This is a genomic window from Priestia sp. GS2 (genome assembly GCF_036409025.1).
In the GTDB taxonomy this organism is placed as follows: Bacteria; Bacillota; Bacilli; order Bacillales; family Bacillaceae_H; genus Priestia; species Priestia aryabhattai_A.
On sequence record NZ_JAZGJX010000001.1, the window covers coordinates 207,741 to 220,175 of the forward strand.

10 protein-coding genes are annotated in these 12,435 nt (G+C 37.5%); all 10 read left to right on the forward strand.

The window, feature by feature from the left end; all coding sequences use genetic code 11:
- The first annotated feature begins 48 nt into the window (after positions 1–48).
- The gene (gene polX, locus V2145_RS01085; RefSeq protein ID WP_131888366.1) at positions 49–1,764 is read left to right on the forward strand and encodes a DNA polymerase/3'-5' exonuclease PolX; all 1,716 of its coding nucleotides are present in this window, start codon (positions 49–51) and stop codon (positions 1,762–1,764) included.
- Positions 1,765–1,786: 22 nt separating this feature from the next.
- On the forward strand, positions 1,787–4,150 hold the full coding sequence (locus V2145_RS01090) for an endonuclease MutS2 (protein ID WP_311856438.1): 2,364 nt from the start codon (positions 1,787–1,789) through the stop codon (positions 4,148–4,150).
- Between the two features lie 33 nt (positions 4,151–4,183).
- On the forward strand, positions 4,184–4,591 hold the full coding sequence (locus tag V2145_RS01095; RefSeq protein WP_094911845.1) for a DUF350 domain-containing protein: 408 nt from the start codon (positions 4,184–4,186) through the stop codon (positions 4,589–4,591).
- A gap of 225 nt (positions 4,592–4,816) precedes the next feature.
- Entirely contained in the window at positions 4,817–6,505 is a 1,689-nt protein-coding gene (locus V2145_RS01100; RefSeq protein WP_330987262.1) for a long-chain-fatty-acid--CoA ligase, read from the forward strand.
- A 109-nt stretch (positions 6,506–6,614) separates the two neighbouring features.
- Positions 6,615–7,205 carry a TetR/AcrR family transcriptional regulator gene (locus tag V2145_RS01105; RefSeq protein ID WP_076512642.1) on the forward strand — a complete coding sequence of 197 codons (591 nt, stop codon included), beginning with the start codon at positions 6,615–6,617 and terminating at the stop codon, positions 7,203–7,205.
- A gap of 81 nt (positions 7,206–7,286) precedes the next feature.
- Positions 7,287–8,027, forward strand: a complete 741-nt coding sequence (locus tag V2145_RS01110; RefSeq protein ID WP_330988115.1) for an enoyl-CoA hydratase — start codon at positions 7,287–7,289, stop codon at positions 8,025–8,027.
- Positions 8,028–8,049: 22 nt separating this feature from the next.
- Entirely contained in the window at positions 8,050–8,823 is a 774-nt protein-coding gene (locus tag V2145_RS01115; RefSeq protein ID WP_311856447.1) for an electron transfer flavoprotein subunit beta/FixA family protein, read from the forward strand.
- 28 nt (positions 8,824–8,851) lie between these two features.
- Positions 8,852–9,832, forward strand: a complete 981-nt coding sequence (locus tag V2145_RS01120) for an electron transfer flavoprotein subunit alpha/FixB family protein (RefSeq protein WP_210609394.1) — start codon at positions 8,852–8,854, stop codon at positions 9,830–9,832.
- A 278-nt stretch (positions 9,833–10,110) separates the two neighbouring features.
- Entirely contained in the window at positions 10,111–10,425 is a 315-nt protein-coding gene (gene trxA, locus V2145_RS01125; RefSeq protein ID WP_025907844.1) for a thioredoxin, read from the forward strand.
- 200 nt (positions 10,426–10,625) lie between these two features.
- Positions 10,626–12,392 (forward strand): excinuclease ABC subunit UvrC, encoded by a 1,767-nt coding sequence (gene uvrC / locus V2145_RS01130; protein WP_311856450.1) that lies wholly within the window; start codon positions 10,626–10,628, stop codon positions 12,390–12,392.
- Positions 12,393–12,435 lie beyond the last annotated feature (43 nt).

Below are 12,435 nucleotides of genomic sequence, written 5' to 3' on the forward strand. Positions count from 1 at the left end.
AAAGATAGACGGTACTCATACATATAAATCTTGAATCGAGGTTGAATAATGAATAAAAAAGATGTTATTAAACTTTTGGAGACTATTGCTATATATATGGAGTTAAAAGGGGATAATCCATTTAAAATTTCTGCTTTTCGTAAAGCTGCTGCAGCTCTTGAAAGCGATGAGCGTAGCCTAAGCGACATTGGAGACGTAACAGCTCTACAAGGAATTGGAAAAGGTACGGCGACGGTAATTGAAGAGTTTAGAGAGACAGGTCAGTCATCCGTATTAGACGACTTGAAAACAGAGGTTCCCGAAGGACTAGTGCCACTTTTGAAACTTCCTGGATTAGGTGGGAAAAAGATTGCGAAGTTATATAAAGAGCTAGACATTGTGGACATCATTTCATTAGAAGAAGCTTGCCGTAATGAAAAAGTGCAGGGATTAGCCGGCTTTGGTAAGAAAACGGAAGAAAAGATTTTAGCTGCAATCGCGGAATATGGAAAAAGACCAGAGCGTTTACCACTTGCATTCATGCTGCCAATTGCTGAAGAAATTCTAGGCCAACTAGAAGCGATGACAGATATTATTCGATATTCACAAGCTGGAAGTATTAGACGAATGAAAGAAACGGTAAAAGATTTGGATTTTATCATTTCAACGGAAAACCCAGCAGCTGTTCGAGAACAGCTTGTATCATTACCACTTGTTAAAGATGTCATTTCAAATGGAGATACAAAAGTTTCTGTTACGCTAGGCTATGATTATGATGTATCTGTTGACTTCCGTCTTGTCCAAGATGAAGCTTTTGTTACAACGCTTCATCATTTCACGGGTTCTAAAGATCATAATGTTCGCATGCGTCAATTAGCCAAAGAAAACGGTGAGAAGATTAGTGAGTACGGTGTGGAAAACGTAGAAACAGGTGAACTTCAAACATTTGAAACAGAAGAAGCGTTCTATCACCATTTTGGACTAGCATTCATTCCACCCGAGGTGAGAGAAGATGGACGTGAAGTAGATGTGTTTATAAAGAACCAAGAGCTCTTAAAGCATGAGGATATTAAAGGTGACTTACATATGCACTCAACTTGGAGTGATGGAGGTTACTCGCTTGAAGAAATGGCTGAAGCGTGTCGAGCAAAAGGCTATGAATATATGGCTATTACCGATCACTCACAGTATTTAAAAGTAGCTAATGGATTAACACCAGAACGTATTCGCAAGCAACGAGAAGAAGTAAAGAGGTTAAATGAAAAATATACTGATTTTACAATTCTAGCAGGAATTGAAATGGACATTTTACCAGATGGGACGCTTGATTATGAAGACGATTTATTAGCGGAAATGGACTTTGTCATTGCGTCTATCCATTCAAGCTTTTCACAATCACGTGAAGAAATTATGATGCGTTTGAAAAATGCATTAACAAATCAACATGTAGATTTAATTGCACATCCAACCGGCCGCTTAATTGGTCGAAGAGAAGGATATGATGTGGACATTGATTTGTTAATCTCACTTGCTAAAGAAACCAATACTGCGCTTGAGTTAAATGCAAACCCGAATCGCTTAGATTTAGCAGCAGAACATATTAAAAAAGCACAAGAAGCAGGGGTGAAAATCGCTATTAATACAGATGCTCACAACCTTGAGATGTTAGAAGACATGAAGGTTGGTGTATCAACTGGCGTAAAGGGATGGTTAAAGCCTGAAACAGTATTGAATACGTATAATTTAGATGAGTTAAAGATATTTTTAAATCGCCATAAAGAGTAATAATTATCAGGAGGAATTTATTTTGCAACCAAGGATCTTTCAAGTGCTTGAATTTAATAAAGTAAAAGAACAGCTAGCTACAAAAGTTGCCTCATCTCTAGGAAGAGAAAAAGTAGAACAGCTTGTTCCATCTACAGACTATGAACAGGTGTTAAAATGGCAGGATGCTACAGATGAAGCAACAACGGTTCTAAGGCTTCGTGGACATGCCCCTTTGGGAGGAATTTCGGATGTGAGACAAAGCGTAAAACGAGCTGAAATTGGAGGAACATTAAGTCCAAATGAGCTTTTAGATATTGCAGGTACAATTTATGCAGCGAGACAATTAAGACAATTTATTGAACAGTTAGCGGAAGACGAAGACGTTCAAATTCCAATTATTCAAGAACATATTGAAAAGTTAATATCGCTCCCAGAAGTAGAGCAAGCAGTTAAGATGAGTATCGATGAAAATGGAACAGTTCTAGATGGTGCTAGCGAACAGCTGAGAGGTATTCGTCAAAAACTTCGTTCGACTGAATCACGTATTCGCCAAAAGCTAGAGAGCTTAGTTCGCTCATCTTCTGCTCAAAAAATGCTCTCAGATACGGTTGTAACAATTCGAAATGACCGATTTGTTATTCCGGTAAAACAAGAGTATCGAAGTGCTTACGGGGGTATCGTTCACGATCAATCATCTTCAGGTGCAACACTATTTATTGAACCGCAAGCAATTGTTACGTTAAATAATGAATTGCAAGAAGCAAAAATGAAAGAAAAGCAAGAAATCGAGAAGATTTTGATTGAACTCACGACTCAAGTAGCAGAAGTAGCAAATGAGCTGAGACAAAATGTTTATTTGCTTGGTGAATTAGATTTTATGTTTGCTAAAGGCCGTTATAGTCATGAATTAAAAGCTTCAAAGCCAAAAATGAATGACCGAGGTTACATTAAGCTATTTAAAGCGAAGCATCCTTTGATTTCACAGGATGAAGTGGTAGCCAATGACATTGAGCTTGGTAATGACTATACGTCAATTGTTATCACTGGTCCTAATACAGGTGGTAAAACCGTTACGCTAAAAACAATTGGTTTATTTACATTAATGGCTCAAGCAGGTCTTCAAGTTCCAGCGCTAGACGGTTCAGAGATGGCAGTGTTTAAAAACGTATTTGCTGACATTGGAGATGAGCAATCAATTGAACAAAGTTTAAGTACGTTCTCTTCTCATATGGTTAATATAGTAGATATTTTAAAGAAAGTAGATAGCGAAAGTCTTGTTTTATTTGATGAGCTGGGAGCGGGTACAGACCCTCAAGAAGGAGCAGCTCTAGCTATTTCGATTTTGGATGAAGTATATGGATGCGGTGCAAGAGTGGTTGCAACCACTCACTATCCAGAATTAAAGGCGTATGGATATAACCGGGCTGGTGTTGTAAATGCGAGCGTGGAGTTTGATATTGAAACGTTGAGTCCAACTTATAAGCTGTTAATTGGTGTACCAGGACGAAGTAATGCATTCGAAATTTCCAAGCGACTAGGGCTAGAAGATAAAGTCATCGATCATGCTAAGAGTTATATTGGTTCTGAGACAAATAAAGTAGAAAACATGATTGCGGCTCTTGAAGAGAGCAGACGTAAATCAGAAGCTGAGCTAGTTGAAGCGGAAATGTTACGTAAGGAATCTGAAAAGCTTCATCAAGAGCTTCAGCGTCAAATCATTGAATTTAATGAACAGCGTGATAAGCTCTATGAAAAAGCAGAAAAAAAAGCTGAAGATACAATTAAGGAAGCATCACAAGAAGCAGAAAACATTATCCGAGATTTACGACAAATGCAAAAAAATCAGCAGGCATCGATTAAAGAGCACGAGCTCATTGAAGCAAGAAAGCGTCTAGAAGATGCAGTCCCTACATTGGAGAAGAGTAAAAAGAAAGTTTCTAAACCTCAAAAGCAAGAACGAGTTCTGTCGTCAGGAGATGAAGTAAAAGTATTAACATGGGGACAAAAAGGCACATTAATTGAGCGTACGGGGAGTAATGAGTGGCAAGTTCAGATGGGCATTATGAAAATGAAAGTAAAAGAAAAAGATTTAGAGTATATTAACTCACCAAAACCTGTTGAAACAAAGCCTCTTGCAACGGTAAAAGGTAAAGACTATCACGTTAGCTTAGAATTAGATCTTCGAGGAGAAAGATTTGAAAATGCACTTAGTCGAGTTGAAAAATATTTAGATGATGCGCTTCTTGCAGGGTATCCACGCGTATCTATTATTCATGGAAAAGGAACTGGTGCTTTACGAAAAGGTGTGCAAGAATACTTGAAGAACCATCGTTCGGTTAAATCAGCTCGATTTGGCGAAGCTGGTGAAGGAGGGACAGGTGTTACTGTCGTAGAATTTAAGTAATAGAGAAAATGAGGGGGAGGAGAGCTGCAAGGAATGGATAATTTTTGGAAAGATCCGTACGTGGAATCAGCTGCTTACTACAGCGTTGTTATATTAAGTATCGTTGTATTTTTAGCGATTTTTGAACTCGTAACAAAGTATAAAAATTGGGAAGAGATTCAAAAGGGAAATCTTGCAGTTGCCATGGCTACAGGAGGTAAAATATTTGGATTAGCCAATATTTTTAAATACTCTATTGAGCATAATGATAATTTATTTACAATGCTGGGTTGGGGAATTTATGGATTTGTTCTTTTGTTAATCAGCTACTTTATCTTTGAGTTTTTAACACCAAAGTTTCGAATCGACGACGAGATTGAAAAGGATAATCGCGCAGTCGGCTTGATTTCATTGATTATTTCTGTTGGCATGTCGTTTGTCATTGGTGCAGGAATTGGATAGGGGAGCAGAGACATGGAACTATTGGCAAAAGTATTGATTGGACTATGTGGATTGTTTATGGTGATTGGCCTTATATATTTGTTGTTTTTTTCATGAGTTAGTTAGAGAAGAGAAGAGTGAAAACCTCTTCTCTTTTTTTATAACTATTTGTCATGCTAACCGCTGGTTCAAAAGTAGTATACTTTAAGAAGAAAGAAAATTTTAAAAATAAAGGGAGGGAGCAGTATGCTTGATAAGCCATGGGTTTCTCAATATCCACCTGAAGTACCTCATTCACTTGCATACAGTGAAAAGACATTAGCACAGCTTTTTGAGGAAGCAGCTAAGAAGAATCCTCATAAATGTGCTGTGCATTTTTTAGGAAAACGACTCACGTTTCATGAACTATACGAGCAAGCCATTACGTTAGCTGTATACCTAAAGGAACTAGGTGTCCAACACGGAGATCGAGTCGCCATAATGCTGCCCAATTGTCCTCAAGCTGTTATTTCTTTTTACGGGGTTCTCTTAGCCGGAGGAATCGTTGTTGAAACTAATCCGTTGTACACAGAAAGAGAATTAGAGTATCAATTAAATGATTCAGAAGCAATATGTATTATTGGTTTAGATTTATTGTATCCACGCATTTCAAAAGTGAAAGCGTTAACAAAAGTTAAGCACGTTATTTCAACTTCAATTAAAGACTACTTACCATTCCCGAAAAACCTATTATATCCTTATGTACAAAAAAAGCAGCAAACCATCACTGTTCAAGTTGAGCATATGGGTGATACGCACCTATTCCCAACTATTATGAAGCGTAAAAGAGAATCTGAAATCTTTGTATATGACGTTACTTCTAATGCGGATATTGCCTTATTACAATATACTGGTGGAACAACTGGATTTCCAAAAGGGGTTATGCTTACCCATAAAAATTTAGTAGCGAACGCAACAATGTGCTCTCATTGGCTTTATCGATGCAAACAAGGTCAGGAAAAGATTCTTGGAGTTTTACCGTTCTTTCACGTATATGGTTTAACAACCGTACTCATCTTATCTGTTTTAGAAGGTTATGAAATGATTTTATTACCCAAATTTGATCCGGAAAGTGTTTTAAAAACGATTCATAAGCAGCGGCCTACCTTATTTCCAGGTGCACCAACTATTTATATTGCGTTATTAAACCATCCAGATCTGAGCAAATATAATTTGTCATCCATTGATTCATGTATTAGTGGTTCTGCACCTCTCCCTGTTGAAGTACAGGAAAAATTTGAGGAAATAACGGGAGGAAAGTTAGTAGAAGGTTACGGCTTAACCGAAACTTCTCCAGTTACACACTCTAATTTTGTTTGGGCAAAGAGAATTAGAGGGAGTGTCGGTGTTCCTTGGCCAGATACAGATGCCAAAATTGTTTCTTTTGAAACTGGTGAAGCTTTGCCAATTAATGAAGTTGGTGAAATTGTGGTAAAAGGTCCACAGGTTATGAAAGGATATTGGAAACGTCCTGACGAAACGGAAGCTGTGTTACAAGATGGATGGCTGAAAACAGGTGATGTTGGTTATATGGATGAAAGTGGGTTCTTCTATATTGTAGATCGTAAAAAAGATATGATCATTGCAGGGGGATATAATATTTATCCTCGTGAAATTGAGGAGATACTCTATGAACATCCTAAAGTACAAGAAGTCGTTGTGGTTGGGATTCCAGATGAATATAGAGGAGAAACAGTAAAAGCTTACATTGTTCTAAAAAATGGTGTATCATGTACAGAAGAAGAATTAAATACTTTTTCACGTCAATATTTAGCGGCATATAAAGTTCCTCGGGTATACGAGTTTCGAAAAGAACTTCCGAAAACAGCAGTCGGAAAGATTTTAAGGAGAGCACTCGTTGAGGAAGAAAAAGAAAGCCAAAAAAAGGCGACGTGATAAACGTCGTCTCTTTTTTTTATAAAACACAATTGACAGAATCATCTTATTTCTTTATTATAAAAATATGAATGAATCATCATTCATATTTTAAAGGAGCGTATCTAGATTGAAAAGAAATAAGCCAAAGTACATGCAAATTATTGATGCAGCAGTAATTGTTATTGCTGAAAACGGCTACCATAATGCTCAGGTTTCCAAGATTGCTAAACAAGCAGGGGTAGCTGATGGAACGATTTATTTATACTTTAAAAATAAAGAAGACGTATTAATTTCTTTATTTCAAGAAAAGATGGGGCAGTTTATTGAAAAAATACAGGAAGAAATCGTTGAAGTAAACACTGCTTCTGAACGCCTGTATATGTTAATTGATAAACACTTCTCATTCTTAGCAAGCGATTATTCATTAGCAGTTGTCACACAGTTAGAGTTAAGACAATCTAATAAAGAGCTTCGTTTGAAAATTAATGATGTATTAAAAGATTATCTTACTGTTATTGATACCATTCTTCAAAAGGGAATTGAAACAGGAGAGTTTCCAGAAAACTTGGATATTCGTTTAGCACGCCAAATGATATTTGGAACAATTGATGAAACGGTCACTACATGGGTGATGAATGATCAACGTTACGAATTGAGCGAATTATCTAAAAAAGTACACTATTTATTAATGAATGGATGCAGTGGCTCTCCGCTTTAATGGGGAGAGCTCATGCTCTACATAAATTGAAGCAAGAGGTGAGTAGAATTGAGCGCTTTGTATAGTGAAACAATTCAAGGAATGACGTTTATTACATTTAATAACCCACCTGCTAATGCGTTGTCTCAAGGCGTATTACAAGAGCTTTCACAACTATTAAAAAAGTACGAAACAATTGAGGAAACTCGAGCTATTATTCTAAAAGGTGAAGGGCGCTTTTTCTGTGCAGGAGCCGATATTAAAGAGTTTACTTCCTTACAACAGTCCACTCAATATGAAAACTTAGCTAAAAAAGGTCAAGACTTATTCGAGTATATTGAAAATTATTCAAAGCCTATTATTGCCATGATTCATGGAGCGGCTCTAGGCGGCGGGTTAGAATTAGCAATGAGCTGCCACATGCGATTTGTTACGCATGATGCAAAGCTTGGCCTACCTGAACTGCAGCTTGGAATCATTCCTGGATTTGCAGGTACCCAGCGACTACCACGCTATGTGGGAACTGCTAAGGCATGTGAAATGATGCTAACAAGCAGACCAATTAAGGGAAAGGAAGCGGTAACTCTTGGACTAGCGAATGCTTCCTACGAAGAGGAGGAACTGCATTCAAAAGTAACAGCGATAGCAGAAGCTATTGCTAAAAAGAGCCCAAGTTCTGTAAAAGCAACTCTTGAATTACTACAGTATACAAAAACGAACCGTTATTACGAGGGTGTAGAAAAAGAAGCGCACCTTTTTGGAAGCGTATTCAATACGGAAGATGCAAAAGAAGGCGTTACGGCTTTTATTGAAAAAAGAGAGCCAAAGTTTGTTGGGAAGTAACTATCTTTAGGAGGGGAAATAAATGAATATTTATGTTTTATTAAAAAGAACATTCGATACTGAGGAGAAAATCGCTTTACAAAACGGTCAAATTGCAGAAGATGGAGCAGAGTTTATTATTAACCCTTACGATGAATATGCAGTAGAGGAAGCAATTCAGCTGAAAGATAAGCACGGGGGAGAAATCACGGTTGTAACGGTAGGAAGTGAAGAAGCAGAAAAAGAGCTTCGTACAGCACTCGCAATGGGAGCTGACAAAGCAGTGTTAATTAACATTGAAGACGATGTTGAGTATGGAGACCAATATACAACAGCTAAAATTTTAGCGCAGTATTTAAAAGACCAATCGCCGGATTTAGTTTTAGCAGGAAACGTGGCAATCGACGGAGGATCAGGCCAAGTTGGTCCACGTGTCGCTGAATTATTAGAAATTCCGTACGTTACAACGGTAACCAAGCTTGATATCAATGGAACAAGCGTAACAGTTGTAAGAGATGTAGAGGGTGACTCAGAAGTTATTGAGACAACGTTACCGCTGCTGGTTACTGCGCAACAAGGTCTAAATGAACCACGTTATCCATCTTTACCAGGTATTATGAAAGCGAAAAAGAAGCCGCTAGAAGAGCTGGAATTAGATGATTTAGATTTAGATGAAGATGATGTTGAAGCAAAAACAAAAACAATCGAAATTTATTTACCGCCTAAAAAGGAAGCAGGACGGGTTTTAAGTGGCGATATTCAAGATCAGGTAAAAGAGTTGGTTACGCTATTGCATTCAGAAGCAAAAGTAGTTTAAAAACGCTTAGGATAATGGGGGAATCGAGATGGGACGCAAAGTATTGGTGTTAGGAGAAGCAAGAGAAGGTGCATTACGACACGTATCATTTGAAGCAATTGCGGCAGGTACAGCGGTTGCCGAGGGTGGAGAAGTGGTTGGAGTTCTTGTTGGTAAAGGGGTAAAAGATTTAGGGGAAGAACTCATTCATTACGGAGCAAACCGAGTCATTGTAATTGAGCATGATGATTTGGCTTCCTACACATCTGATGGCTACGCACAAGCACTCTTGACTGTTATTCAAGAAGAAAAACCAAACGCAATTATATTTGGTCATACGGCTTTAGGAAAAGATTTATCGCCTAAACTGGCTGCTCGTCTAGATAAAGGACTGATATCAGACGTAACAGCGCTTGAAGTAGCAGGTGGAAACTTAGTTTTTACTCGTCCAATTTATTCAGGAAAAGCGTTTGAAAAGAAAATTTCTACAGACGACTTTATTTTTGCTACTATTCGTCCAAACAATATTTCAGTGTTGGAAAAAGATACGAACCGTACAGGAGATATAAAAGAACTTGATGTGGAAATTAAAAATCTACGTACAATTGTAAAAGAAGTAGTTCGTAAAGCCACTCAAGGGGTAGATTTATCAGAAGCAAAAGTGGTTATTGCAGGTGGACGTGGTGTAAAAAGCGAAGGCGGATTTAAGCCGCTAGAAGAATTAGCTGATGTGCTTGGTGGAGCAGTTGGAGCATCCCGTGGAGCTTGTGACGCGGAGTATTGCGATTACTCACTTCAAATTGGTCAAACAGGAAAAGTCGTAACACCAGATCTCTATATCGCTTGTGGTATCTCAGGAGCCATTCAACATTTAGCTGGGATGTCGAATTCAAAAGTTATTGTGGCTATTAACAAGGATGCAGAGGCAAACATCTTTAAAGTAGCCGATTACGGCATTGTCGGAGACTTATTTGAAGTCGTACCAATGCTTACAGAAGAGTTTAAAAAATTAAAAGTACAATCCTCATAAGAAAAAGTCTTTTCTGCCCGCTATGGTGGAAAAGACTTTTCTTATGAAAATAATGAATGAATTGTTTAAAGGTGTGTAAAATAGGATACAGGTATTATATAAAGTCATCTAGCATGACTCGCCCTTAGATGTTCCATGTCTGTAAAGGACTGTATTATGTAGTAAATAAGTTGTTACTGATATGCTAAAAAGTATAAGCAAATAAATAGCCACTGTTATATGAAGGTGGTATACTTTCTTTATCATGTAGATATAGCATATATTTAGGAGGAATTAGAATGGCAATTGCACACGCAACAGATCAAACTTTTTCAAATGAAATCGGTTCAGGGCTAGTTCTTGTTGATTTTTGGGCACCATGGTGTGGACCATGTAAAATGATCGCTCCAGTTCTTGAAGAATTAGATCAAGAATACGGTGAGAAAGTGAAAATCGTAAAAGTAGACGTGGATGAAAACCAAGAAACTGCTGGTAGCCACGGCGTAATGAGTATCCCAACTTTAATCTTATTTAAAGACGGGCAAAAGGTAGACCAAGTTATTGGTTACCAACCAAAAGAAGCATTAGCCGAATTAGTTGATAAGCACGCGTAAGTAATAAAAACCTAGCTACAGCTAGGTTTTTTTACTACTTATATCTTATTGGCGGTTTCGTACATTTTTTCTAAAAGTGATATAATAAAAGGAAACGAACATTTATTCGTTTCCTTTTATTTTTGTATGGATGAATAATAAATATAGATAAGCAAGAAGACTTTGGCGAAAGTTAAGAGTATTAAAGGAAGGAGAGCAACATGAATCCTTATTTAAAAGAAAAACTGGTAATTTTACCTGAGCAACCGGGTTGTTATTTAATGAAAGATAAGCATGGAACGGTTATTTATGTTGGAAAAGCAAAGGTTTTAAAAAATCGAGTTCGTTCTTATTTCACAGGGTCTCATGATGGAAAAACGCTGCGGCTAGTTAACGATATTGTAGATTTTGAGTATATTGTGACATCTTCAGATTTAGAAGCCCTTATTTTAGAAATGAATTTAATTAAAAAACATGACCCTAAATATAATATTATGCTGAAAGACGATAAGGGATATCCCTTCATTAAAATTACGAGTGAAAAACACCCTCGACTTGTCATTACGCGCAAAATTAAAAAGGATAAAGGGAAATATTTTGGACCGTATCCAAACGTTCAAGCTGCCAATGAAACCAAGCGGCTATTAGATCGTATTTACCCTTTGCGCAAATGCACGACAATGCCTAATCGAGCATGTTTATATTACCATATTGAACAGTGCCTAGCTCCCTGTGTATATGATATTACAGATAGCCAGAACAAAGAAATTATTGACAATATTACGCGCTTTCTAAGCGGTGGATATGAACAGGTGAAAATTGAATTGACAGAAAAGATGTTGAAAGCTTCAGAAGAGCTAGACTTTGAACGTGCAAAAGAGTATCGAGATCAAATTGCTCATATTGAAGCTACAATGGAGAAGCAAAAGGTAACGTTCAATGATTTTATTAATCGTGATGTATTTGGCTACTCCTATGATAAGGGTTGGATGTGTGTGCAAGTCTTCTTTATTCGACAAGGAAAGCTAATTGAGCGCGAAGTATCTATGTTTCCGTTTTACAACGAACCAGAAGAAGATTTCTTAACGTTTATTGGACAATTTTATGGAAAAAACCTAAAGCCTAAAGAAGTACTTGTACCAGCAACCGTAAATGCAGACCTTGCAGAACAGCTGTTAGAAGTGGACGTTCAGCATCCAAAACGAGGCAAAAAGAAAGAGCTTGTTGAGCTTGCTTCAAAAAATGCCCAAATCGCTTTGAAAGAAAAGTTTTATTTAATTGAACGAGATGAACAGCGTACTGTTGGTGCTGTGGAACGGCTAGGACAAGCACTAGGAATTGAAGCTCCTTATCGCATTGAAGCTTTTGACAATTCTAACATTCAAGGAACAGATCCAGTTTCTGCTATGATCGTTTTTGTTGACGGTAAGCCTGAAAAAAAGGAATATCGAAAATATAAAATTAAAACAGTTGAAGGCCCTGATGATTATGGTTCAATGCGTGAAGTGGTAAGAAGACGATATATGCGCGTATTAAAAGAAGGTTTACCTTTACCAGATTTACTTATTGTGGACGGTGGAAAAGGTCATTTAGCAGCTGTTCAAGATGTTTTGGAAAATGAACTAGGGTTGCTTATTCCTACAGCTGGGTTAGTAAAAGATGAAAAGCATAGAACATCTAACTTAATGATTGGAGACCCTCCTGAAATTGTTCCACTTGAGCGTAACAGCCAGGAGTTCTATTTGCTTCAACGAATTCAAGATGAGGTTCACCGCTTTGCTATTACGTTTCATCGGCAAGTTCGTTCTAAGTCTGCTTTTCAGTCTGTATTAGACAATATTCCAGGAGTGGGAGAAAAGCGTAAAAGAGCATTATTGCAAAAGTTTGGGTCTGTTAAAAAAATGAAAGAAGCATCAATCGAAGAGATTCAAAATGCAGGAGTTCCAAGGTCGGTTGCAGAGCAAATTGTTGAAGCCTTAAAAAATTAGTATTGAATTCCAGTTTAAACTCTGATAAGCTAGAACATAATTT

What these genes read in the sequence shown, in the direction of transcription:
- polX (WP_131888366.1), top strand. Translation starts at nt 49, where the DNA reads ATGAATAAAAAAGATGTTATTAAACTTTTGGAGACTATTGCTATATAT.
- V2145_RS01095 (WP_094911845.1), top strand. Translation starts at nt 4,184, where the DNA reads ATGGATAATTTTTGGAAAGATCCGTACGTGGAATCAGCTGCTTACTAC.
- V2145_RS01100 (WP_330987262.1), top strand. Translation starts at nt 4,817, where the DNA reads ATGCTTGATAAGCCATGGGTTTCTCAATATCCACCTGAAGTACCTCAT.
- V2145_RS01110 (WP_330988115.1), top strand. Translation starts at nt 7,287, where the DNA reads ATGACGTTTATTACATTTAATAACCCACCTGCTAATGCGTTGTCTCAA.
- V2145_RS01115 (WP_311856447.1), top strand. Translation starts at nt 8,050, where the DNA reads ATGAATATTTATGTTTTATTAAAAAGAACATTCGATACTGAGGAGAAA.
- V2145_RS01120 (WP_210609394.1), top strand. Translation starts at nt 8,852, where the DNA reads ATGGGACGCAAAGTATTGGTGTTAGGAGAAGCAAGAGAAGGTGCATTA.
- trxA (WP_025907844.1), top strand. Translation starts at nt 10,111, where the DNA reads ATGGCAATTGCACACGCAACAGATCAAACTTTTTCAAATGAAATCGGT.
- uvrC (WP_311856450.1), top strand. Translation starts at nt 10,626, where the DNA reads ATGAATCCTTATTTAAAAGAAAAACTGGTAATTTTACCTGAGCAACCG.